Below are 24,712 nucleotides of genomic sequence, written 5' to 3'. Positions count from 1 at the left end.
GGCGCCCTCCTATTCGGCCGGTTGCGGTCTGGCCGGCCCGGCAGCGGGGCTGACAGCGCGGACAGGCGCGGTTTCATCGGGATCTCCGTCATCTCCCGGACGCCGGGCCATCAGGCGCAGCAGATAAAAGATACCGGCCCCGAACACGATGAAATAAACGACGGCGAACAAACCCAGCGAGATTGCAACCGCCGGTGCATCCAGCGGCGAAACCGATCTGGAAGTCGTCAACAGTCCATAAACCGTATACGGCTGGCGGCCGACCTCCGTCGTGACCCATCCCGCAAGCACGGCGACAAAGCCCGAGGGCCCCATGACCACCATGGCACGGTTCAGCATGGGGCTGTCATACAAACGGCGGCGCATGCGGACCGCCAGCCCCCAAACCCCGACGACAACCATGGCAAGGCCAAGGCCGACCATGATCCGGAAGCTCCAAAAAACAATGGCCGCCGGGGGCCGTTCGTTTCGGGGCCAGTCTTTCAGGCCCTTCACAGTCCCGTTCCAGTCATGGGTCAGGATCAGGCTGCCCAGCCTGGGGATTTCGATGGCATATTTCGTTTCTTCCGCGTCCATATCCGGCAGGCCGAACAGGATCAGCGGCTGACCCGCCTGCGTGTCGAAATGTCCTTCCATGGCCGCCACCTTGGCCGGCTGGTGCTCCAGTGTGTTCAAACCGTGCAGATCGCCGGCAATCACCTGTAATGGTGCAACGATCAGGGCCATCCACAAACTCATGGAAAACATGAGCCGGGCACCATCATTGGTCCTGTCTCTGAGCAGATGCCAGGCACCGACGGCACCGACGACAAAGGCGGTGGTCAGATAGGCGGCCAGTACCATATGCACAAGACGATAGGGAAAGGACGGGTTGAAGACCACGGCCCACCAGTCGACAGCAATAAACTGGCCCACCTCATTCACGTCAAAACCCGCAGGGGTTTGCATCCAGCTGTTCACCGACAGGATCCAGAATGCGGAAAAAAGCGTGCCGAACGCCACCATCGCCGTGGCGAAAAAATGCAATCCCCGCCCGACACGGTTCATGCCGAACAGCATAACGCCAAGAAAACCGGCCTCAAGAAAGAAAGCGCTCAGCACCTCATATCCCATCAGGGGGCCGAGGACAGGGCCTGTCTTGTCGGAAAACACGGACCAGTTGGTGCCGAACTGATAGCTCATGACGATGCCGGACACGACGCCCATACCGAAGGCGACGGCAAAAATCTTCAGCCAGTATTTGAATGTATCAAGATAAACAGCACGCCCCGTCTTCAGCCACAGGGCTTCCAGAACCAGCAGATACGATGCCAATCCGATGGAAAAGGCGGGAAAGACAATATGAAAGGCAACGGTAAAGGCGAACTGCGCCCGCGCCAGAACCGTCGCGTCGAGAAAGTCCAACATGGTGACGCCTCCTTCAAACGTGCATCACATTCCCTGTCTTCCTCCCCCGAAGAAACTGTTCAGGAACGGCATTTGCCAATAAACTTATATGTTGGATGTAACAATAAGGCGGCACGCCGGACTGACAATGCCCTTTGACTGACCCAAATTGTCGCAGGAGAAAATGCCTTGAAGATGACGGCCTATACCAATTTCGCCCTGCGCACACTGATGTATTGCGCGCTCAAAGGGCAAAATCTCAGCCGGGTTCAGGACATTGCCGATGCATACGGTATTTCCAAGGCCCATCTGGTGAAAGCGGCGCATCAGTTGGGGCAGCTCGGCTATCTTGAAACTGTGCGCGGACGGCAGGGCGGGATCAGGCTGGCCCGGCCGGCGGCCCAGATCAACATCGGTGAAGTGGTTCGCCATACCGAGGGGGATATGGATCTAGTGGAATGCTTCAACCCGCTGACCAATACGTGTCCGCTGATGACGGTGTGCCGCCTGAACCGCGCCTTTGTGAAGGCCCGCGACGCTTTTCTGGCTGTCCTGGATGCACTGACGCTCGCGGATATCACCGGCAATGACGGTCAATTACGGACTTTGCTGAACGTCTCCGAGCCTGGCAGGCATGCCTGAACCATTAATCTAATAAATAGTTTTTTATCAAAAAAATAATCGATTTCCTGAATTTTCATACTTCTGCTACCGATTGCGTATTGCACTGGCCTGGTATCGACACAATCCGTCACCGTGGCCATTGAGCGATTTGGTAAAGGCGGGCACGTCATCCGCCCAGCAGCAAGCCAGGAAAGAAACCGTCATGACCCAGAAGAGACTCACGACATCCGCGGGAGCCCCCATTGCCACCAATCAGAACAGCCTGACGGCTGGGCCCCGTGGGCCCGTCCTGATGCAGGATTATCAGCTGATTGAAAAACTGGCGCATCAGAACCGGGAGCGCATAGCTGAACGCGTGGTACACGCCAAAGGCTGGGGGGCTTTCGGAACCTTTCGCGTCACAAATGACCTGACACGCTATACCCGGGCGCATTTTCTGTCGCGCGTCGGTCAGGAAACCGAAATTCTCGCCCGCTTTTCCACCGTGGCCGGCGAGCAGGGCGCGGCGGACGCCGAGCGGGACGTCCGCGGTTTCGCTGTGAAATTCTACACCGAAGAAGGCAACTGGGACATGGTGGGCAACAACACGCCCATTTTCTTTATCCGTGACCCGTACAAATTTCCCGATTTCATCCGTACTCAGAAGCGCCACCCCCGCACCAATCTGCGGTCCGCCACGGCCATGTGGGATTTCTGGTCGCAGCATCCTGAAAGCCTGCACCAGATCACCATTCTGATGTCGGACCGGGGACTGCCGACAGCGCCGATGTATATGAACGGATATGCCAGCCACACTTTGAGCTTCTGGAATGACTCAGGTGAACGTTTCTGGATCAAATGGCACTTCAAGACCATGCAGGGCCATCGCCATTTCACCAATGAAGAGGCGGCAAAGGTCATAGGTGACAGCCGGGAAAGCTATCAGGAAGCCCTGTTCGGCGGGATTGAGAACGGCGATTATCCACAGTGGCGCGTCTTCGTGCAGATCATGCCGGAAGCGGATGCGGAGAAAACACCCTACAACCCCTTCGACCTGACGAAGGTTTGGCCGCATGCCGACTATCCGTTGATCGAGGTTGGCGTGATGGAATTGAACCGCAACGCCGACAATTATTTCGCCGAAATTGAGCAGGCCGCCTTCAGCCCCTCTAATATTGTGCCCGGCATCGGTTTCAGCCCCGACAAGATGCTGCAAGGCCGGCTCTTTGCTTATGCGGATGCGCACCGGCACCGGCTGGGCACGCATTACGAGGCACTCCCGGTCAATGCACCGAAGGCCCCGGTCGCGCATTATCACAAGGATGGCGCCATGCGCTTTTTCCGGAACGATACGGGCAATCCGGACGCCTATTACGAGCCGAACTCATTCGGCGGTCCGGCGGAAGATCCGGGCGTGGCCGAGCCACCCCTGCGCATTTCCGGCGATGCGGACCGGTACGGCAATGAACAGGAAGTGGACGATTTCGCCCAGGTACGGGATTTGTTCAACCTGTTCGACAACGCCCAGAAAGCACGTCTGTTCGCCAATATCGCCGGCGCGATGGCGGGTGTACCGAAATTCATTCTGGACCGACAATTGGCCCTGTTTGAACAAGTATCGCCCGATTATGGCAACGGCATCCGCAAGGCCCTGTCAGAAACGGCAGACACGAATGCCGCTGGGTAAGACCGTGATACGTATCAAATCATGCCGGGGGCAGTCCGTCAGTTGCCCCCGGCATTTCCGGTTTGCAGAACGGACGGGTCCAGTATTTTCAGGGCCTCAAACTGTGACAGGAAGACCTGGCCTGTCAGATCATCCAGGAAATGGCAGCATTTCAGCCGGTCCATGACCGGCCCCTTGACTTCGGACAAATGGAAAGTCACGCCTGCCGCCCTGAGACGGTCATTGATGGCTTCCAGACTTTCCAGCGCACTGGCATCAATCTCATTCACAGCCGGGCACATCAGCACAAAATGTTCCAGCGCCGGATGCGCAGCCGCCAAAGCGTAAATCCTGTCTTCCAGAAAACGCGCATTGGCGAAATACAGGCTTTCGTCAACACGCAGGGTCATGACCCTGCTGCTGACGATCACGCTGTGCCGATCGATATTGCGGAAATGTTCGCTCCCCGGCACCAGTCCGACAATGGCCATGTGCGGACGGCTTGTCTTGAACAGAAACAACAAGACCGACAGCAAGACACCGGCGGTTACCCCGGCTTCGACACCGACGGTCAGGGTCAGCGATATGGTCGCGGCCATGGCGGTGAAATCGCTTTTGGAATAACGCCATGTCCGCCGGATGGACCCCAGATCGACCAGGGACAGCACCGCGACGATGATCGTCGCCGCCAGTGTCGCCTTGGGCAAACTGTACAGAAGCGGGGTCAGAAACACCGTCGCCAAAGCAATACCGGCCGCGGTGAAGGCTCCTGCAGCCGGGGTCTCGGCGCCGGCATCAAAATTGACGACCGATCTGGCAAAACCGCCGGTCACAGGATATCCGCCACTGGCCGCAGCCGCGAGATTGGCGGCGCCCAGACCGACCAGTTCCTGATCCAGGTCGATACGTTGCCGTTTGCGGGCCGCCAGTGTTTGTGCCACCGACACACTTTCAACAAAACCGATCAGGCTGATCAGAGCCGCCGCCGGCAGCAGGCGCAAAACCAGATCAGTCGTCAGAGACGGCCATGTCAGGGGGGGCAGACCTTGCGGAACGACACCGACAAGCGCCACGCCATATCCTTCAAGATCAAGAAGGCGGGCTCCGAGAATGGACAAAACCACCGCCAGCACCGGACCCGCCCTGGCAACCAGCGCCGCACCGTCGGGTTTCATTCCGGAACGGATCAGAAAGCCGGTCAGAAACCGACGGACACCCAGCAGCAGCACCAGGGAGAAAAGCCCGATACCCAAAGTGGCAGGATTGGTGTCGCCGATACCGTCGGCAAGGGCAGCAACGATTCCGACCAGCGTATGACCGTCCGCCGCTATGCCCAGAATATGGCGTATCTGACTGAAGGCGATCAGCAGGCCGGACGCGGTGATAAAGCCCGATATCACCGGATGGGAAAGAAGATTGGCGATAAAACCCAGACGCAACATGCCGAACAGCACAAGCAACAGGCCCGACAAAGCCGCCAGCGTCAACGCCGCCGTGATTTTTTCACCCATGTCGCTGATGCCAAGGGTGCCAATGGCGGCCGCGGTCATCAATGAGACCACCGCCACCGGCCCCACCGCCAGTGCACGGCTGGTCCCGAACACACTGTAAGCGACAAGCGGCAATATGCTTGCGTAAAGCCCCACCTCGGCCGGTAGCCCGGCCAGCAACGCATAGGCCAGCGACTGCGGAATCAGCATGATGGTTACAATCACCGCCGCCAGCAAATCGCGGGTCAGGGCAGTCCGGTCATAGGCGCGGCCCCATTCCAGGCAGGGGAAAAAACGCCGCAAGGACATCACGGTATCCGTCCCATACTCGTTGCCCTGCCCTGCTTAGGAAACCTTGCGGCGGCCATCTGTGTCACAAGCTTCCTGGGCTGCGTGTTCGGCAGGCTCATGGGGCAGCAATATCGGACCGGCAAGCCATTCCCGCCCTTTAAGCATCAGGTCCCAATATATATCGGGCAGCAATTTTTCCTTTAAAAGCCAGGCCAGCCGGGTCGGTTTGCGGCCATTGACCAGCCAGGAGGGAAATGTCGGCAGCAGCTTGCCGCCATACCCGAACTCGGCCAACACGATCTTGCCCCTCTCCACCGTCAACGGGCAAGACCCATAGCCGTCATAAACAGCGCGCGGACTTTTACCGTCAAGAACATTGAGAATGTTCACCGCCACGACCGGCGCCTGTTTGCGAACAGCGGCGGCTGTCTTGGCATTGGGGGCAGAGCACGCATCGCCCAACCCGAAAATATTGCCGAAGCGGCTGTGCTGCAAAGTCTCGGGGCTGACATCAATCCAGCCACCATCACCCGCCAATGGACTGTCGCGCACAAAATCCGGCGCGCTTTGCGGCGGACAGACATGGATCATGTCAAAGGCGCGTCTGACCGGTTTCGTCGTCCCGTCAGCCGTCGTTACCTCAAAGGTTGCGACCTTGGCGGCACCATCGACAGCGACTAGATTTTCCTTGAAATCCAAATCAATGCCGTACCGCTCAACATAGGTCATCAGAGCAGGCACATAGTCTTCAACCCCGAACAGAACCGGTCCGGCATTCAGAAAATGCACATCGATGTCGTCCAGACGACCGTGGCGCCGCCAGTAATCACAGGCCAGATACATGGCCTTTTGCGGGGCACCGGCACATTTTATCGGCATCGGCGGCTGGGTGAACAACGCCGTACCGTCACGCAGGGTCTGGATGAGTTCCCACGTATAAGGCGCCATTTCAAAGCGATAATTGGACGTGACGCCATTGCGGCCCAGCGTTTCACGCAGACCCTCGATCCTGTCCCAGTCCAGCTTTATGCCAGGTGCCGCGACCAACGTACGGTATTTCAGCCGCGCCCCGTCTTCCAGAACGACCTGGTTTGCCTCAGGCTCAAAAGCGGCAACCGCCGCGCGGACCCAGCGGACCCCTTTGGGCATGATCTCGGACATGGGGCGCTCGGTGTCAGACCGCTCGAAAACGCCGCCACCGACAAGTGTCCATCCGGGCTGATAGTAATGCTGGTCGCGGGGCTCAATCACCACAATGTCAAGACCGGGGCGACGTTTCAAAAGGCTGGCCGCAGTGGCAATACCGGCCGATCCCCCGCCCACGAGCACAACATCGTGGGTTTCCGTTCTGCCAAAGACAGCGTCGTCACGCACGGGGGCAAAGATCGCCTCCGTCTCGGACAGGGTGTCCAGACGGCCTTTCAAGCCTGAAAGATCATAGCCGGCCTGTTCTGTGGCCCGCAGAAGCGCCTCACTGGTCAGATGCCGCGCTTCAGACAGGGCCCAAAGGCTGGCCGACCGCGTTCCCGTACGGCAAAACGCCAGCACAGGCCCCGGCAGGCTTGCCATGGCATCGGCAAAGGAGACGATATCGTCATCGGTGATTTTGCCGGAGACGACCGGAATATGACGAAAAACCATGCCGTGACGTTCTGCCGCCGTCGCAATGTCATGTCTCGGCGGTTGATCATCGGCCTCATCGTCCGGCCTGTTGCTGACGATGGCACGAAACCCCTGTGCCGCGAGAATGCCGACATCCTGCACCCCGATCTGCGGCGAGACCGATAAAAAAGGCGATAACTGGTTGATCTTCATGAACGTGCTCCCTCAAGCATGTCACCCGCAGATCCGGAACAGGCTGCCGTTCAAACAGCGTCGATCGGAATTTTGAGATACCGCACACCATTGTCTTCGGCCGGCGGCAATTCACCCGCCCGCATATTGACCTGTACGGACGGCAGGATTAGGCGGGGCATGTCCAACTGTGCGTCGCGCTCTGTCCTCATGGCGACGAATGCATCCTCGCTGATGCCGTCATGGACATGGATATTGTCACGCTTTTCTGCACCGACCGTCGTTTCATATGCGAAATAATCCCGGCCAGGCGCTTTATAATCGTGGCACATGAACAGCCGCGTATCATCGGGCAGGGCAAAGATTTTCCGGATGGACTGATAAAGGACGCGTGCATCACCCCCTGGAAAGTCGCACCGTGCCGTACCGAAATCGGGCATGAACAGAGTATCGCCGACAAAAGCCGCATCGCCGATCACATAGGTCATACAGGCCGGGGTATGGCCGGGCGTATGCAGGGCGGTCACCTGCAGACCACCGATGGAAAAACGCTCCCCGTCCTGAAACAGCCGATCGAACTGATCGCCACCGGCACTGAAGTCAGGCTCAACGTTGAACAGTTTACCGAAAGTGTCCTGTACCGCCGTTACATTGAAACCGATGGCCGTCCGCCCGCCCAGCTTTTCCTTCAGATATGGGGCTGCGGACAGATGGTCGGCATGAACATGGGTTTCCAGAATCCAGTCTATTTTCAGTCCCTTTGCCGTGACATGGGCGATGATCTCATCGGCCGACCCGGTCGACGTCCGGCCCGATGCGGGGTCATAATCATGTACACTGTCAATAATGGCGGCACGTCCGCTTTCAGGGTCGCTGACCACGTAACTGTATGTAAAGGTCGGCTCGTCAAAAAAAGCCGTTACCACGGGATTGACCATCTTACTCTCCAAAAGATATATGGAAAATATAACTTTAAGACTTTTGCGGAAAATTACAATCCCCATATGTGTCGGACGACCGCAGAAAGTCATGCTGATAAGGCACTGTCTTGGCGAAATCTGTCAGTCTCACGGGATTACAACACGCAATTGATGACAGCCGTCGATTGATTTATACTTAATTTTTCCTGCATTGGGCGAACAAGGCGACCAAAGCGGTTACCCCATTGCCCATTAGGGCGGAATATCCACACGCGGAAAATGATAATCAATGGGACCCGGCGCATGGGCGCGTTCTGGCGGAGCCTTTTGTTTTCCGGGCGGGTCATTGCACCGTCCTGGTTTGTAAGCCTGCTGGCATTGGCTCTGGCCGTGTCCCTTCCCGGCCTTGGCCAGGCACGGGATCTGATCCTGGACGGTATGATGTTCCGGGGTAAGACACCTTTCCTGTATCTGGGCACGGTTGTCAGCGGACTGACGTTTTGGTATTGCGCCCGGCTTCAGCTGTATCGTGTCGACGACATTCTGATGCACCATTTGAAAACGGTGTCTGCGGACAGGCGCAAGGCCCGCCTGATCATTTCATACTGGCCGAGACTGCTGGCTGTTTTTCCTTTGATCGGCCTGGCTTTGGGACAGGTCAGGCTTTCGCCTGAAACACCGGTGATGGCCTTTTGGGGGCTGATCTCCCTTCTTGTGGCCGCAGGGCTTTTCACTATCCTCATCGCCCGCAGGGCTTATTTGCGGAAAAAACAGACCAATCCACTGGATCAGAACGACGACGCTGCGCACGGCAGGCTCTCATCTCTTGACACATATACAGTGCCGCTGCTGCCGGGCAGCGCACCGCTTGCGCGCAGCAGTAAAATTGCCGTTTGGGGGGTATTGGCCGCACTGTTTCTGATCACATCGCTGATCATCGCATACCCCGTATCATTCCCCGCAACCCTTGGAACCCTGATGATTGTCATGCTTGCCGCAGCATGCTGGGCAGTGGTTGGAACGATCTTAATCTATCTGGCACGCCATAAGCACTGGCCCCCTTTTCCCGTTACGGTCCTGTTGGCTGCTTTTCTCGCCAGCTTTTTCAGTGACGATCACACGCTGCTGTCGACACCGGCCGCCAAGACCACTGCACGTGCGTCCGTCAAAGAATATATCGAATATTGGCTCGATATCCGACAGGACTGGATAAACGATGGAAATAATACCCTTCCGGTGTTCGTGGTCGCATCGGAGGGTGGCGGTATCCGCAGCGCGTACTGGACGGTCCGCATCCTGGAGGAACTGGATAAATCCCCCGTCCTGCGCAGCCTGTTGAACGGGCGGTCCTTCCGGGATCATGTCATCGCCTTCAGCGGGGTATCCGGCGGCAGCATCGGTCTTGCCACACTTCACGCCGCACATATGGGGGGCGAAAAAACGGCAGACGACTGTACAACGCAAAACCCGGGTATCAGCCGCGCGGCAGCCGCCCTGCGCCGCGATCATCTGGCACCGATTGTGGCGAAATTGCTGTTTGCAGACCTGCTGCGGCGCTTCCTGCCCGTCATCCCGGGAGATGACCGGGCCGATGCACTGGCGTTTTCCCTGCAACAGGCATGGGCTTGCGAGTTCGGTCATCACCCGGGGCCATGGGTGACGACACGTGCTCAACTGGAAAAAACCGGTCCCTTCATCGGTGGTCATATCCCGCCTGCGCTGCTGATAAACGCCACCAGCGTGGAGACCGGAGGCCGCGTCATCGCCGGATCCGTTGCACTCGCCAAAGACACTTTTCCGCAAACACTGGATTTGGCCGGGATTATCCGGGATACCGAAATCGGATTGGCCACCGCTGCCGTCAGCAGCGCCCGCTTTCCACTGATATCGCCCGTGGGGCGTGTGCCGCTTACGCAACAGGCTGCCGAAATACTGTGCAGACAGTTTGAAACCGCCATGCAGCCGCACCGCGACGCCGGCAAAGCCGATGCCCTCTTCCGGAAATATCAGTGCGGCCACCACAAACGGACTGCGGCGATCCATGTTGCCGATGGCGGCTATTTCGAAAACTCCGGCGCACTGACCGGGGCACAATTTGTTCATCTGGTCCGTACAGTGCTTGCGAAACGTCAGGACAAACGCCCGGGTCCAACAGATGTGACCATTATCGGCATGCAAATTTTCAATGATCTGGACAAGGCCCGGATCATGTCCGGCGACCTCGCGTTGTTCAATGCAGGACAGCCTGTCCCGGCGCTAACAGGGCCGTTTGCACGCGAAACCGGGCCACTGACGGGCCTGATGGCAACACGCGGAGCACGGGCCAGGCTTGCGGAAACAGACTTTTTCAACAGTGTGTCGGCTCGGCTGGCCGTCACGGCGCCGCCCTTTGGCAGGGCGCTTATCAATTCCGCGAACACGCCGCCGCTTGGCTGGTCCCTTTCAGGAAAAACAGCGGAAACACTGGACGATTGGGCGAAGATCAGCGCCTGCATGACGGCAGAAACACTTGTTCACTTTCTGGCGGCGGACAGAACAGGTCTGCCTGTCACCCCATGTATTTCCCCGCAAACCGGATAAGAGTACCGTTTTCAGATGCCCCACACCTTCAGTATAGGCATATCATCATAGCCCTATAGGGCTATGATTGTTTCTCAGTCGCTTTTCCACCAGCCGTCAGGCTGGTGGAGTGCGCTGTTTTCCATATTGACGCTTGAAAGAATCTCACCGCATTCCAAACAAAATCATAGAGACCCCCTCTATCGTCACAGCCGCCATTTTCGCGGGAAAAATCATGGCCGGACTAAGATACGCAGAATTTGAAAACGTGGCGCTGGCGCCCTTTGAAAAACTGCTGCCACGGCTGCGCGGCGGTCTGGCCGCCCCTGAAGGACTGCCGGATTTTTGCCGCCATCGCCGCTGGGGCAAGCCCAGGGATGAGGCAGTCCGTCGTGATCTTTCAGGCAGCGACAGACTGCACCCGGACACGGGACGGAAATTTGTTTTTGGCGGCATCGCACACTGGCATTTCGGTCATATGGCGGCGGAATTTCTGCACCGGCTGTGGATTCTGCGCGAACCGGGATTTGAAACAGCCACAGTCCTTTTTTTAGGGCCTGAACAGCCGCCGCAGCTGTTCAGGGAGTATATGGCCTATTTCGGTGTGTCGTCCTGGATGACAACAGACAAGCCTTGCGTGGTCACCAGACTGACCATCCCCGAACAGGGCAAAACGCTCGGGCAGACACCCCATCCGGATTATGAGAGTTTTTTGAACGATCTGGCTGACAGGAACGGTGTGAACCGGGGTGTGGGGCCTGAAAAACTGGCAGTGCTGAGAGGCCATGTGCCCGGCAGGCGCTTTATCGGCGAGGCCAGTTTTGAGAGCTATCTGTCACGCCAGGGATATGTAAATTACAAACCTGAAAATCATGCATTGACGGATCAGCTACGCACTGTCTCAACGGCGCGCCAACTCGTCATTTCCGATGGCAGTGCCTGCCATCTTTTCGACCTGCTGCCCAAATGCCGGATGAAAACCGCTCTGATCTCACGGGCCGCCGTGGCAGGCCCGAAGACAAGGGATACACTCGCCACCCGCAAGTCATTGGCGGACAAAAGTCTGTCGCTGTCGGTTTTTACGGAAACCAGCCGCATTGCGGGTCCGGACAATGATGGCCGTCAGGGTCCGACAGCCCTGCGCTATGTCCCGCTGGACTGTCTTATCGACTTTTTAAAGGAGCACGGTTTCATACCCCCTGAAGCACCAGGCATGGATACCGTCCCCTATTTTGAAGATTTCCGGGACTACGCCGCACGTCATCTTATGCACCAGGGCCGTTCAACAGAAACACACGACGTGATGATCGAACTGCTGGCAAAGGCGCTGCATGAAAAAAACATGCAAATCGAAGCCCTTGAACAGAAAATTGGCCGCCCCACGGTCATCTGGCAGTCTATCAAAGTATTGGCATCTGAAAAAGCCAAGGCATGGTTAAGGATTTGATACGATCATATTATCGCTCCAATTAAATAAATGGATATGATCAAAAGCCCCCAACAATACGTCGGGGGCTTGATAATTTCTTAATAAGGTTTCAATTCTGCCACTAAACAAGGATTGTTACTGAAGAAAGATCGCTCAAGGTCAACCCTTGCAACAACACACTTTCACCGGCACCAAGATCAATTCGCACACCTGGCGAACCGGTTCCCGATGTTACAAGGGATGCCGCATTAATCACATCATTGACACTGGCAAAACCGGCACTGGCAAACCGCAAATTCAGGATATCCGTACCAGCCTCGAAATCGGTCACCACATCATTACCGGCAGTGCGCCCGAAAATAAAGACATCCGCATCACCGCCACCGGTAAGAGTATCGTCACCGGCTCCACCCCACAGGGTATCATCACCGTCCTGACCAAGAATAATATCGTCGCCGGCACCATTGAAGATTAGGTCGGAACCCGCACCCCCATCCAGTGTATCATTGCCACTGCCGCCATAAAGGGCATCTGTCCCATCACCACCATCAAGGTTATCGTCACCGGCACCAGCAAAAAGGGTGTCGGCTCCGGTACCGCCCTCAATGATATCATTGCCGCGACCGGCCCCCATCAGGTCATTACCTGATGCCCCAAGAATGGTATCATCGCCCGTATCATCACGTCCGGCATAAACGATATCGTTTCCACCACCCAGATCGGCATAGTCATTACCGTCACCAAGATTGATACGGTCGGCACCGCCAGCGCTTTCAACACGGTCGTCACCGGCCCCGGCCAGAATGCGGTCGGCGGCATTGCCGGTTTGAAACACATCCGACGCATCGCTAGCATCCGTCACGATAACAGGTACCGGATCGGGTGTCGGCGTGGATGGGGTTGGTGTCGGCGGTGTGCCCACACCACTGATATTAACCGACAGAGTTGCGGTTTCAGTCACACCTCCGCTGGTCACCACGTATGAAACAACAGCCGCCGCCGTATCCCCTGTAAACAGACTGCTTGAGGGTGTCGGCGTAAACACGATCTGATTGCCTACGATGGCCACGGATCCACTGCCGGATGTAACGCTGGCGGAAGTCAGGCTGGGTGTACCCTCAAAAGTGTCATTCGCCAGGACATCAACAGTCACCGCCGTATTCTCATCGGTTGACGCGCTGTCATTGACTGCGTCGGCGACCGCCGCCAGACTTAAGGTCAGCGTGTTGGCTGATATCGAGCTTTGGCTACCATCATTCACACGGAAACTGATTGTCCCGGCATTGCCAAACGCATCGGCCACCGGTGTAAAGACAAGCCGCCCGGCCGCGATGTCCCCGGCATCGATGGTCTGGCCGTCAGCAACCTGGATACCGAGCAGGGCCAGCCCCTGCGGCGCGGAGACAACTTCAACCGACCGCAGTGTGTCGCCGGTGTCTGTATCGCTGAAACCGAAATCCGCCACACCCAGGGTCAACGCCGTATCCTCCGTGCCCGCGGCCGTACCATCGCTGGCCGTGGGTAAGGCATTGACTTCATAAGAGATACGATTATCCGCATCCGCCATGACAAGTCTGGCAAGGGAAGTATTGGTAAGCGTCAGGGTTTCGCCATCGCCGAGATCTACGATTACATCACTGCCGACCGTCTGCGATGCATCCACAATGTCGATAATATTCAAAAACCCATTTGCCGTACCGCTCAGGTCAAGGGTGTCGAGATCGCTATTAAAGTCCGTGATGGTCAGGCTTGAGGCCCCGTTCACCACAAATGTATCGCTGCCCTCGCCGCCGGTAACGGTATCGTTGCCTTCCCCGTCACTGATCCGGTCGTCCCCGAACAGACCGGATATGATATCATTGCCGGCACTGCCGGTAATGGTGTCATCACCACCGCCGCCGGTCAGCGTATCGGCAGACGCCGTACCGATCAGGCTTCTGCCCGGCTCGATCGCGCCCACCGTGGCGTTTGCCAACGCCGTATCCAGATTGGCACCCGAGAAACTGGTTGCCACGGATGAGGCATCGCCGCCAGCGGTCGCTGTTTGCAACTGTGCGGACGCATCGCCCTGGGCGACATTGGACACGCGCGCCACATCCAAAATAGAGGTCGCGCCGTCGCTTGCGGCGATAACATCCGCCACCTCGGTATTGGTGGCTGTGATAACGGTTGCCGCGTCACTTGCCACCGCCGAAACATTGCCGACAACCGTGGCATCGTTGCCCGATGCGGTGTTTGCCGTATCGGTCACGATGGATGTCGCCGTTGTCGTATCGGCCAGATCGACTGTCGACGCCCCGGATACCGCCGTCGCCACCTGTGAGGCAATCGCCTCAAAGGCAGCGCCCTCCGTGTCGCCGGCCGCACCGGCACCTTCGGCAACACTGGCCGCAAGAGTGACGGTGTTCAATATCTGGCTGCCGACGGCAAAAATCGCCTCCCCATCCGCATCCCCCTGCAAGGCAGCTTGTATGGGATCGAAACTGGTCAGGCTCACGCCGTTCGAAAGGTTGAAGGCTGCCGCCACATCCGCTTCCGCAGCGGTAACATTGCCGCCATTTGTGTCGGCAATTTCCGCAATAACCGTTGTCACCGGCGTAACGACGGTTGAGCCTTCAGGCGCGCGCAATGTACCGGCAAAGGGCAGATTGGTCGTCAGGTCGGTTGCTGTTTGACCGGCCGTTGCCGTGCCCGTGGGATGCACACCCAGCAGAACCACATCACCCGTCGCGGTGCTGGGCAATTCAAACCGTCCCGCAGCATCCGTAATGGCAAAATCCTCACCCGCAGTATAAGTGCCGCTGCCGTCCGCATCGGCAAAGACAAAGCCGTTGGTAATATAGCCGTCCTGCGCGCTGCCTGCGGCCACATCGGTGACATTCACGGTGATGTCGACTTCCTCAGACAAACCGCCGCTTGTCACCGTGATCGTGAGATCGACGGAATCCTCGCTTTCAAAATCCAGTGACTGGGTGTCAAGCAGCTTGATCGTCCCATCAGCCAGCACTTCGAAACGGTTATCATCTACACTGACCACATCACCTGCTGCCGGAGGCTGTCCTCCGATCTGCACTGTCCCGACCGTGGCACCGAGATCGTTTTCCTCAATCGTCTGCAAGGCGACGGAAATACCACCGGTCCCGCTGATCGCCACGGTCACCGTCGCCGTATCGATCGTCAGGCCGTCACTGACCGTATAGGTGAAAGTGTCGTTGGCAGTTTGCCCGACACTCAGGCCGTTGAAGGCGCCCGCAGGATCATAGCTGACCGTTCCGGCTTCGGCGTCGACAATGGTCACCATACCGCTGGTACCGCTCGTATTGACGGAAACAAGCGTCAGTGCATTGCCCTCGGCATCGCTGTCATTGGCAAACAGGTTGAGCGTGATGCTGTCGTCTTCATCCGTCGCGGCTGTGTCATCGACCGCCGAAGGGGCCGTATTGGATGCGCTGACGCTCACACTGCGGTCGCTGAACTGGATCGTCTCAATGCCGGAAAGGGTCGAGGTGGCACCGTCAGCGTCCACAATAGTCGCCGCGCCGTCCCCAGTGACCGTCACCGCATAGTCCGTACTGGTACCCTCCAGCACCAGACGGTCGGTGCCGTCACCGCCGTCAAGAGTGTCCTGCCCCTGAATGCCTAGGAAAACGTCATCATTTCCGCCACCTGCCAACAGGTCGGCACCAGCACCGCCATCAAGCGTATCGCTGCCATCCCCGCCCAGAAGCGTATCATCACCATCGCGCCCCTGCAGGATATCGTCACCCAGCGCGGCGGAAAGCCTATTGGCCTGTCCATCACCTGACAGGAAATCATCCGTGCTCGCCTGCCTGTCGGAAATCTCGACATTCTCAATACCTGACAGAATATCGACCGATTCGGTTTCTTCGAAACGTGCAACACCATCGCTTAGTGCACGGCCTGCGGCAAGATCAACGATAACGGAACTATACGTTCCCGGATCCCGGCTGTATATTGCAGTATCATTGCCATCACCGCCAATGACTGTATCTGCGCCGGGACCAGCAATAATTATGTCATCACCAGCGCCACCGCTGATATGATCATTATGTGCATTGCCGGCGATCGTGTCATCGCCATTGCCTCCGCGGATTGTGTCGTTGTCTCGCCCGCCATAAATCTTATCGTCGCCACCGCGTCCGTCAAAGAAGTCGTTACCACGTGCACCGTCCAAGTAGTTGTCTTGATCATCACCATAAACGGTATCATCAAACAGGGATCCCCAGACGTTCTCAATATCGATCAGGATGTCATTGCCGGCTTCATCGTCGTCATTCGCAACACCGGCAGCCAAGTCGACAAAGACGCCATCTGTACTTCCATTTAATTGGAAAGGCTCTTCTCCTGGCCATTCGCCGATATTTGAGTAATCAACCCAATCTTCATCGCCAGCCGAACCGTCCAAAGTATCGTTGCCTGCACCGCCGTCAAACGTACTGAACCACGTACCTGCGCCGGTACCGATCAGTAAGTCATCTCCGGCACCACCGAATGCATAGCCATGTTCGAAGCTATCCGTGCTGTTTGACCCCAGATCGAGCACATCGTCGCCATTACCGCCAAAGAGTGTGTCATTGCCAGTGCCGCCAAAGAGCGTATCGTCACCGTTAAAGCCTTGGAGGGAGTCATCACCCTCACCGCCGACGAGACTGTCGTCACCGATGCCGCCCCACAGGGTATCGTGCCCGCCTTCACCATAAAGTTGATCATCACCATTGCCTGCTGCGATAAAGTCATTACCATTGCCGGCGAAAACGATATTGTTCTGCGCGTCACCGAATACGGAGTCGTTGTAAGAAGAGCCCCGGATGTTTTCGATGCTGATCAACGTGTCCGTGCCGCCTTCGCCATCATCATTCGTGATGCCACTGACCAGAGAAATACGGACACCGAAAGTATCCCCTTCAGCCTGAACGATGCCGGAATAGTCGACCTCATCAATACCAGCGCCCCCCTCCAGCGTATCGTTGCCTGCACCGCCCGTGAAAACATCGGCGCCTGTACCGCCAAGAAGCCTGTCATCCCCCGCATTGCCGCGTATGGTGTCATCGCCCGCATTGCCGGAAAGGGTGTCGCCGTTAGCCGACCCGGCGATCGCATCGGCGAAGGCCGATCCGCTGACATAATCAATCCCGATCAGCACGTCGCTGCCGCCGTCGCCGTCATTGCTGGCAGTACCGGCCGCCAGGTCGATGGTAACGCCGCTTGCGGCCTGGGCGTAATTGGCGGTCGCCCGCTCGCTGGCTGTGCCGTCCAGTGTATCGTCACCCGCACCGCCCGTAAGGCTGTCAAACGAGCCGCCGTCCGTTACCAACAGGTCGTTGCCCTCTCCCCCAAGGAGAACATTGAAACCCGCACCACCATTGAGTGTGTCATTGCCAGCGCCACCCATGAGGGTGTCGCTGCCGACGCCTCCGGTCAACACGTCGTCCCCATTGCCGCCCGAGAGCAGGTTTAAACCGCCATCACTGGACAGAACGTCGTTACCCTCACCGCCAAAAAGGAAATGATTGCCGAAATCCGCCTGAAGTGTGTCATCACCCGCAAGACCGGACAATGTGTCACTGCCGCTGGTACTGGAGACAAACCGCGTGCCTGTACCGGAGATAAAATCGTCGCCTGAAGAACCGGTGATCGAATCCGCGAAAAGAGTACCGCTTACACGCTCCACCCCGATCAGAATATCGCTGCCGCCATCGCCGTCCGATGTGGCGATACCGGCACCCAGATCGATGACGACACCGCTGCCCGCATTCGAATAATCGACGGTGGTGGATACACTTGCGCTGCCGTCAATCGTGTCATCGCCGCTGCTGCCGACGAGGCTGTCCAACGACGTACTGGCAAGGATAAAATCGGAAGCCCCGCTGGCAACGATCAGATTGCTGCCGGCACCCCCTTCCAGCGTATTGTTGCCGGCCCCGCCGAACAAAGTGTCATTACCGTCGCCGCCGTCAATATTATCGTCGTCAGCACCGCCGAAGAGGAGATCATTGCCGCTCCCACCAAACAGAGTGTCACTATCATCGCCGCCAGCCAGTGTGTCGTCGCCAAAACCACCGAAGATTCTGTCGTCGCCTGTTTCGCCGGCCAGGACATCATTGCCGGAACCACCATCGAACGTGTCGTTGCCGCTGCCACCAAAGGCGATGTCGGCCCCAGCACGGGCGTTGATCTCGTCATTGCCATTACCCCCGAACAGACCGCCGCGAGTAATCAGGCCACTGGCATCGAAAACGAGCGCCGTCCCCGAACCGGATGTGAAGGTTTGGCCGGCAACGCCGTCCGCGTCCGAACTGCCGAACAACCTGTCGGCTCCATCACCGCCGAGCAACAAATCTCCATTGGCGGAGTCGCCATTGATAACGGAGAAATCCGGATCATCGGCATAAAGCGTGTCGTCGCCGTCACCGCCAATCAGGGTATCGCCGCTGTCGTTCGGGCTGCCGGTTGCGGTATTGTCAGCGTCAATACCGTCAGTCCCGCCAATCAGCAGGTCGTCGCACAGCCCACCGATCAGAATGTCGCCATCGTTAGCGCCCACAATGGTGTCATTACCTGCGCCGCCGTTTATACTATCAAATCCGATGGTACCGAATATCTGATCATCATCAGAAGTACCGAACGCTGAGTAATCGGGGATACCACTCATGAAACTGTCTCCGAACTTGAAATCTGCTTACAGGGCAGGCAAAAAGGGCTCGGGTTTGCTTGTCGACTCAACCCAAAAATGGTCCATGGGACTTACCCAATTAGCAATCATAAGCTGTTAAATCGCCTTTAAAAAGAATAATCGCGAAAATTCATGATCAGCGCAATAATGTCAACTTTATGTTTATTAAAATTTTTATTCTGAATTAATAGTCTAATAATTTCAAATATCACCTCTAGCTATTGCCCTTAAACAAAAAACAAAGAAATAAAAAAATAATACAATAAAATAAAGGCTGTCTTTAATTCAGGAAAAACGATGACCGACCCTAGAATGACGGCCAGTCTCACAGCCTTCAATATTTTGTTTTCAAAACCTGATGTAGCAATCGTCAGCCGGTCTATACTGCGCGCTTGCCCTTGGTTATCCGCCTGTGCCGAAACAATACTGTGCTTATCGGAAGATGAATTCCTGACAGATTGGCAGGGCGCTGAAAGTGATGACGGCGGCAAGATTTTACCGGTACCGGTTGACATATTACCCGTGGGCTTGGCCTTTTTCATCGTCGATGAAGAAAGACAGAACCTTCTGACCGCGTGGCGCACACGTTACGACACCATTAGTCAGGGGAACCCACCGGGTTTCTTTATGTATCGCACGGGCGATGATGCCGAACTTATGGCGAAAATTCTGTCAATACGCGGTAAGGCCGCCCAACGCTGGCATGCACGGGCCAGCGAACTTGAAGCACAAACCTTCGCTCTCAGACGCGAAATTGAGGTTGCTGACTTGGCTCGCTATCGTGCACGCCGGGCCCTTGCAGCCCTGACCGGGCTTGACGGCTATCTGGCAACGGCGCTGCCGCCCGGTAAAAAAGTGGTAATGCCTGATCGTGGTGACACCGGCTGGACTTTTCGGCAAATACTCCCCACACGCGGTCTGGGCTTGCAGCGATTAGAGATTTATTATGCAGGTAAGACCAATGCGGCAAATGACAGTGATTCCTGCCACCTGGACTACCGGTTGCTCGACGCGACGGATGAAACCCCACTTATGGAAGGGGGTGTTCATATCGACTCCAAAAGTCGCGGCTGGACCGCACTAAATACGGCGCCTTTCGCCGGCAGCCATGCCGCCGCGTGGGATTGCGATGTCATTCTGGCAATCAAGTGGCGTGGCGGTGCGATGCCCCGCATTGCACTCGCCAAGGCCACCCCTACCGAATTCGGTACCCGGAACGGGAAGATCTCACTGGCGCTGCGCATTATAAAAGGCCTTGGCGGCGAATATTTACCCACACCAAATACACAGGCCATGGGCCCGCTCACACCACCTGTTCTGGTACAACCGTTGGACATAATGGGGGCAAGCAGCCCCATCCACACCATCCCGGTCAAGACAGTGCAAGATGTGGCGGAAAAAACATTCGGCACACCCGTTATTGCCGTCAATCCAAAAATGGACGCCATGACGATCCGCCCGGTACAGGGCAGGCTAACCGGTGTGGCCATTCCCGTCAGTCACCTTGGCGGCGCGGGCCTGTTTGCCGTCGATATCAAGACCGAGAATACTGGCGTACCGCTTGCCCTGGTTGCCGCTCTGGTTCCGGCTACACCGGATGAACGCACGGCTGCGCTACAATCACTGGAAACTCAAGTGGCAGCCTGGCCGTCAGAAGCGGGCATACAAGATGATACAGAGATGCGTTTTGGTATCTGGCGCATGCAATCCACGACAGAGACCAGACTTATTCTGCCCGGCCATGGCCTTGGCGCCGGTGTTTACAGCCTGTTTCTCGGTGCTTTTACCGAAAGGGCAGTGACACCGCCGGCAACCGCGTGGCGATCGCTGCGGTATCTTGTGCCTGAAACGGATGAGAAGGATGTCCAAGACCGCTGACCTCAGATCACCTGCAAGTGTCCGTCTTGCCATTATCGTGCCTTGCTTCGGCCATCCACGGCTAATGGCCGAAGCAGTGTTATCGGCACTGGAGCAACGCGGTTGTCCGGACTTCCGGGTCATCTTGGTGATTGACGGCTGTCCAAATGGTGAAACCTGGTCGGTAGCGAATATGCTGCTACAGCGTGGCAGGGGGCGGGTAATTGCGATATCTCAACGTAATCAGGGTCTGTCGGCAGCCCGCAATCACGGCATCGACATCGCACTTGCAACTTTCCCGAAGCTGGAATTCGTCTATTTTCTGGATGCGGACAATCGCCTGCGACCGGGCAGCATGGCCTCATTCGTACGGCAACTGGACGCTGCTCCTGAGGCGGGCTGGGCCTATCCGGACATTACGCGGTTCGGTGCCCTGTCCGGAATGGAAGGACGCCAGACCATTGTGACTGCCCGCCATTACAGCGCTTTTGATCATTTGACTGCCAATATATGCGAAGCGGGCTCCATGGTACGCACCCGCCCGCTCAAGTCCGGGTTACGGTTCTGCGAAGAACTGAAAGAGGGTTTTGAAGACTGGGACTTCTGGCTTTCGGCACTGAAACAGAATCTATGGGGCGTTCGTGCCGCCTTATGTGGATTCGAATACAGAGTTCGTGGGGAGAGCATGCTGACCACGGCAAGCCGCCGGGCACCATTACTACGCCGACAGCTGGAACAAAGACACAAAGACCTTTTCCGCTACAGCACACTGGCTGCACTGATTCACCGGGAGGCACCACCTTTTGCTGTCCTTTTCACCGATACGAATGACGGGTGGCTGGGTCTGGACCCAAAGATGCCGGGACAGCGCCTACAAAAAGAAGCAAACGGCGTGAAAGGATCGGTGCTTGACTCTGTCAGGTTTGTCTTCGCCATGTCCGAAGAAACGTTTTTCGAACTGCGGTCTTCCGCTTTCACTCGCTGGTTTTTCCATATCCTACAGGTTACACGACCACAAACTGCCGTTATCATGACAGCCACCAATAAAACCGGTGTGCACAGCACCTTCCTTTCCTTGCCGGATGATGGATGGCAGCACCCAAGTTCGGTGACTATCGAACTATTTAAAAAAGCCGATCAGCTTAAGATTTCCTGGCTGCCGGAGCCTGTGGGCAACAGTGATCTGACAGCAGAGATAGGGGCAAAGCGGATTGAACGCTTTCTGAAACATAGGCAGGAAAAGCAACCCGCTTTAGGCCATCTGGCGCGGCGGGCTCCCGCACCGGATCGAGCAGCAAAGCGCTCGGGCCTGTCAACAGCACTGATGCCGGTTGATCGGGAGAAGACTATCCTGCCTTACTTACCGCACACCGACATGCCAAGTGTCGCGGTGACAATACCATTGCGACTGCTTCGTATATCCAAAACTGCCCAGGATCTGATGCGGCTATGCCGTAATCTCAATAACAACGATACACGGCTGCGCGTTATCCTGGAAATAGACGACGCATTTTCAAACGATTTTTTTAAACGACATCCTGAGTTGGCCTCTGTCGATGATGTCCTGTTCCATCAGGGTGGACAGGTCAGCCCAATCCCCCCTTTCTCGACAGTTTGGCATCACATATACCCGAAGCCGTATCGCAGCAAGCACATGTCCTAGCAGCCGGTTGTGACTTTCTTATCCTGATGCCGGGTACTACTTTGTTTCACCTATGCGGTGGCACATTGCATGGCCGTCCGAAGAGCTACCTTTACATACCCAATGGCAACTGGCCGGCAGATAGTATGCGCCGAAGCCTTGTTGATCAGATCGTATCCTTTGAACACGGTTTGGACGGCATTCTCAATCTCAGCCAAGATAAGGCTTTGAAGACAACACTGGCCGGGCGCGGCATTCCGGCTGAAAAGCTGCAAGATGATGCACGGCTACATGTTTCTTAACCACCGCACAGATTTTAATGGCTGCAAAGGTCAAACCCTGTTTTTTTAACCTGCCAGCCAACAGACAAACAACAGGCCACAGGACGCAAATATCGCCAATAATACTGTCTGCACAACAAGAACGGCGACAGGCGCAAATCCAACAAAAATAATATCCTTCAGGGATGTTTTTATCCCCAAAGCAGACACCGCGATCAAAAGACCCCAGCGGGACCCTGCCCCCATACTGTCGGCGATTATCGCAGGTATCATGCCGGTACTGTTGGCCAGGACCAGAATGACAAACCCCACAAGAAACGCCGGCAGCACAGGTGTGTTCACCGGCCACGCCATATCGCTGTCCGTTTCGCCCCGTCCATCCCGCCGAAACACAAGGGCGATTGCCATCACCGCCGGCACAAGACAGGCCACGCGCATCAGCTTGACAACGGCGGCGGTTTCACCAGCCGTATCGGAAATCATGTAACCGGCACCGACCACCTGGGCCACATCATGAATGGTCGCGCCCAGGAAAATGCCCGCAGCGCGGTCATCAAATCCCAGCGTCTCGGTGATCAGCGGATACAGGACCATGGCTGCGGTGCTCAGGGTGGTTACACCCACCACCGTCAAAATGGTGTTGCGCTCGGCATTTTCATGGCGTGGCAAAACGGCAGCAATGGCCAGCGCGGCCGAGGCACCGCAAATGGCAACGGACCCCGCTGACAGGACAGCATGATCGGACCTGAGACCGAAGGCACGCCCAACCGCCCAACCGGCACCGATGGTAAAAACCACCCCCCCGATGATCAGCAATACCGTCATGGGACCCAGGGCGGCAACGTCACCAAGCGTGATGCGCACCCCCAGCAAGGCCACGCTGATACGAAGCAATGTGCGGGATGAAAAGGTGATACCGGCCGCACATTTTTCGTTTCCGGCCAGAAAATTGAAGGCCATGCCGAACAATAACGCATACAGCATGACCGGCCCGCCGTGATGTCCCGCGATAAAGGCCGATGCCATGGCGATCAGCGCAGTCAAAAAAAGACCGGGCGCCAGCCGAGTCAGCCCATCGCGCGCTGACAGCAGAACACTGCGCAAGTCGTGGCGCCGGCCCGGCGCGTTTGCATCCTGCCGCATGAAAATCTCAGCGTCCCGTCAGGCGATGGCCGGGATCATTCAGCGGCCTCAATCCTGCCGGTCGCCATGGCATGGGGGGAAGACATCCTTTTGTCGCGGTGTGTCACCATTCTTTTATACAGACGCCGCACCGCATTGCTGCCGGTTTTTTCAAACAGAAAAGGAAAAGCACCGTGCAGCAGACAGGCAAATCCGGCCAGGATCAGTTCAATCCCGAAGGACAGAGCATTTCCCATATGCTCGCCATACGTCTCGCCGACCGTCGCCGGATGCTCTGTAAACAAATGTCGCATCAATCAATCCTTGGAAACTGACCTCATAAAATCTGAAAGATATAATATCGCAAATCCATGTCATAATCCTCCCAATCATCATCGATTTCTGTTATTATAAGTTAATATTTATTTATAAAATACCTGAAATGGAGAATAATTTGGACGTCATAGACAAGAAGATTCTGGCGGCACTGCAAGCAGACTCCACAGGGTCCATCGCCGATATTGCCGAGCGCGCCGGGGTTTCACAGACCCCCTGCTGGAAACGTATCCGGAAACTGGAAGACCGCGGCATCATCCGCAAACGGGTTGCCCTTCTGGACGCGAACACGCTGGGGCTGCCACTGGTTGGATATGTGCAAATCCGCACTGCCCATCACACCGAGGCCTGGCTCACGGCTTTCAGCGCAGGGGTGCAAAATATCGCTGAAATCGTCGAATGTCACCGCATGACGGGGGATGTGGACTATCTGTTGAAAATCGTCGCGCCGGATATGGCCGGTTATGATGCCATCTATAAAAAACTGATCAAGATCGCCGATTTATCGGACGTCAGCGTCAGCTTTTCCATGGAACGGCTCAAGGAAACCACGGAACTGCCTCTGGAGTATGCAAGGACGCAAACCGGCCGCCACACTCCAAAAGGTTAGCCGGTTATAACAAGTCTCCGGTACGGTATCGG

At 56.6% G+C, this 24,712-nt stretch carries 15 protein-coding genes; 8 read left to right on the top strand and 7 right to left on the bottom strand.

The features are described 5' to 3' along the window. Positions 1-9: 9 nt before the first annotated feature. Entirely contained in the window at positions 10-1,407 is a 1,398-nt protein-coding gene (locus BXY39_RS17760; RefSeq protein ID WP_121940252.1) for a cytochrome ubiquinol oxidase subunit I, read from the bottom strand. 174 nt (positions 1,408-1,581) lie between these two features. On the opposite strand from BXY39_RS17760, the gene BXY39_RS17755 reads away from it, so the two are divergent. Both BXY39_RS17755 and BXY39_RS17750 read left to right on the top strand, forming a co-directional pair. Further along, on the top strand, positions 1,582-2,028 hold the full coding sequence (locus BXY39_RS17755; protein WP_121940251.1) for an RrF2 family transcriptional regulator: 447 nt from the start codon (positions 1,582-1,584) through the stop codon (positions 2,026-2,028). A gap of 184 nt (positions 2,029-2,212) precedes the next feature. Beyond that, on the top strand, positions 2,213-3,676 hold the full coding sequence (locus BXY39_RS17750) for a catalase (RefSeq protein WP_121940250.1): 1,464 nt from the start codon (positions 2,213-2,215) through the stop codon (positions 3,674-3,676). Positions 3,677-3,714: 38 nt separating this feature from the next. Here BXY39_RS17750 and BXY39_RS17745 read toward each other — a convergent pair whose 3' ends face one another. The 3 genes from BXY39_RS17745 to BXY39_RS17735 are packed head-to-tail and all read right to left on the bottom strand — an operon-like array spanning position 3,715 to position 8,168. Further along, a complete protein-coding gene (locus BXY39_RS17745; RefSeq protein ID WP_121940249.1) occupies positions 3,715-5,454 on the bottom strand; it encodes a SulP family inorganic anion transporter in 1,740 nt (579 codons plus the stop codon). A gap of 36 nt (positions 5,455-5,490) precedes the next feature. Beyond that, complete coding sequence (locus BXY39_RS17740) at positions 5,491-7,251, bottom strand: bifunctional protein tyrosine phosphatase family protein/NAD(P)/FAD-dependent oxidoreductase (protein ID WP_121940248.1); 1,761 nt, start codon at positions 7,249-7,251, stop codon at positions 5,491-5,493. A gap of 50 nt (positions 7,252-7,301) precedes the next feature. Next, positions 7,302-8,168, bottom strand: a complete 867-nt coding sequence (locus tag BXY39_RS17735; RefSeq protein ID WP_121940247.1) for an MBL fold metallo-hydrolase — start codon at positions 8,166-8,168, stop codon at positions 7,302-7,304. A gap of 285 nt (positions 8,169-8,453) precedes the next feature. On the opposite strand from BXY39_RS17735, the gene BXY39_RS17730 reads away from it, so the two are divergent. After that, the gene (locus BXY39_RS17730) at positions 8,454-10,730 is read left to right on the top strand and encodes a hypothetical protein (protein ID WP_121940246.1); all 2,277 of its coding nucleotides are present in this window, start codon (positions 8,454-8,456) and stop codon (positions 10,728-10,730) included. Positions 10,731-10,944: 214 nt separating this feature from the next. Further along, positions 10,945-12,156: a glycosyltransferase 61 family protein gene (locus BXY39_RS17725; protein WP_121940245.1), complete on the top strand. Its 1,212-nt coding sequence runs from the start codon at positions 10,945-10,947 to the stop codon at positions 12,154-12,156. 103 nt (positions 12,157-12,259) lie between these two features. Here BXY39_RS17725 and BXY39_RS17720 read toward each other — a convergent pair whose 3' ends face one another. Continuing rightward, positions 12,260-18,811 (bottom strand): Ig-like domain-containing protein, encoded by a 6,552-nt coding sequence (locus BXY39_RS17720; RefSeq protein ID WP_121940244.1) that lies wholly within the window; start codon positions 18,809-18,811, stop codon positions 12,260-12,262. Positions 18,812-19,129: 318 nt separating this feature from the next. Here BXY39_RS17720 and BXY39_RS17715 point away from each other — a divergent pair, with 318 nt between their 5' ends. The 3 genes from BXY39_RS17715 (at position 19,130) to BXY39_RS19420 (ending at position 22,633) form a co-directional block, all read left to right on the top strand. Next, positions 19,130-20,710 carry a DUF6212 domain-containing protein gene (locus tag BXY39_RS17715; protein WP_147453629.1) on the top strand — a complete coding sequence of 527 codons (1,581 nt, stop codon included), beginning with the start codon at positions 19,130-19,132 and terminating at the stop codon, positions 20,708-20,710. Next, positions 20,694-22,352: a glycosyltransferase family A protein gene (locus tag BXY39_RS17710; protein ID WP_170163939.1), complete on the top strand. Its 1,659-nt coding sequence runs from the start codon at positions 20,694-20,696 to the stop codon at positions 22,350-22,352. The genes BXY39_RS17715 and BXY39_RS17710 overlap by 17 nt, the downstream gene beginning before the upstream one ends. A gap of 125 nt (positions 22,353-22,477) precedes the next feature. After that, the gene (locus BXY39_RS19420) at positions 22,478-22,633 is read left to right on the top strand and encodes a hypothetical protein (RefSeq protein ID WP_170163938.1); all 156 of its coding nucleotides are present in this window, start codon (positions 22,478-22,480) and stop codon (positions 22,631-22,633) included. A gap of 45 nt (positions 22,634-22,678) precedes the next feature. On the opposite strand, the gene BXY39_RS17705 is transcribed toward BXY39_RS19420, so the two are convergent. Further along, positions 22,679-23,755, bottom strand: coding sequence for a YeiH family protein (locus BXY39_RS17705; RefSeq protein WP_121940241.1), 1,077 nt, complete (start codon positions 23,753-23,755; stop codon positions 22,679-22,681). A gap of 35 nt (positions 23,756-23,790) precedes the next feature. Then, entirely contained in the window at positions 23,791-24,048 is a 258-nt protein-coding gene (locus BXY39_RS17700; RefSeq protein WP_121940240.1) for a DUF6356 family protein, read from the bottom strand. Positions 24,049-24,188: 140 nt separating this feature from the next. Here BXY39_RS17700 and BXY39_RS17695 point away from each other — a divergent pair, with 140 nt between their 5' ends. Continuing rightward, a complete protein-coding gene (locus BXY39_RS17695; protein ID WP_211332327.1) occupies positions 24,189-24,680 on the top strand; it encodes an Lrp/AsnC family transcriptional regulator in 492 nt (163 codons plus the stop codon). Positions 24,681-24,712 lie beyond the last annotated feature (32 nt).

This window comes from Eilatimonas milleporae, assembly GCF_003688555.1.
GTDB classification, from domain to species: domain Bacteria; phylum Pseudomonadota; class Alphaproteobacteria; order Sphingomonadales; family Kordiimonadaceae; genus Eilatimonas; species Eilatimonas milleporae.
This window is presented reverse-complemented; position numbering and strand designations above follow the sequence as displayed.

Excerpts from the sequence above, each read along its gene's own strand:
- BXY39_RS17760 (WP_121940252.1), bottom strand. The coding sequence starts at position 1,407 with ATGTTGGACTTTCTCGACGCGACGGTTCTGGCGCGGGCGCAGTTCGCC.
- BXY39_RS17740 (WP_121940248.1), bottom strand. The coding sequence starts at position 7,251 with ATGAAGATCAACCAGTTATCGCCTTTTTTATCGGTCTCGCCGCAGATC.
- BXY39_RS17710 (WP_170163939.1), top strand. The coding sequence starts at position 20,694 with ATGTCCAAGACCGCTGACCTCAGATCACCTGCAAGTGTCCGTCTTGCC.
- BXY39_RS17720 (WP_121940244.1), bottom strand. The coding sequence starts at position 18,811 with ATGAGTGGTATCCCCGATTACTCAGCGTTCGGTACTTCTGATGATGAT.
- BXY39_RS17700 (WP_121940240.1), bottom strand. The coding sequence starts at position 24,048 with ATGCGACATTTGTTTACAGAGCATCCGGCGACGGTCGGCGAGACGTAT.
- BXY39_RS17755 (WP_121940251.1), top strand. The coding sequence starts at position 1,582 with ATGACGGCCTATACCAATTTCGCCCTGCGCACACTGATGTATTGCGCG.
- BXY39_RS17730 (WP_121940246.1), top strand. The coding sequence starts at position 8,454 with ATGGGCGCGTTCTGGCGGAGCCTTTTGTTTTCCGGGCGGGTCATTGCA.
- BXY39_RS17715 (WP_147453629.1), top strand. The coding sequence starts at position 19,130 with ATGACCGACCCTAGAATGACGGCCAGTCTCACAGCCTTCAATATTTTG.
- BXY39_RS17725 (WP_121940245.1), top strand. The coding sequence starts at position 10,945 with ATGGCCGGACTAAGATACGCAGAATTTGAAAACGTGGCGCTGGCGCCC.
- BXY39_RS19420 (WP_170163938.1), top strand. The coding sequence starts at position 22,478 with ATGCGCCGAAGCCTTGTTGATCAGATCGTATCCTTTGAACACGGTTTG.
- BXY39_RS17750 (WP_121940250.1), top strand. The coding sequence starts at position 2,213 with ATGACCCAGAAGAGACTCACGACATCCGCGGGAGCCCCCATTGCCACC.
- BXY39_RS17705 (WP_121940241.1), bottom strand. The coding sequence starts at position 23,755 with ATGCGGCAGGATGCAAACGCGCCGGGCCGGCGCCACGACTTGCGCAGT.
- BXY39_RS17735 (WP_121940247.1), bottom strand. The coding sequence starts at position 8,168 with ATGGTCAATCCCGTGGTAACGGCTTTTTTTGACGAGCCGACCTTTACA.
- BXY39_RS17745 (WP_121940249.1), bottom strand. The coding sequence starts at position 5,454 with ATGTCCTTGCGGCGTTTTTTCCCCTGCCTGGAATGGGGCCGCGCCTAT.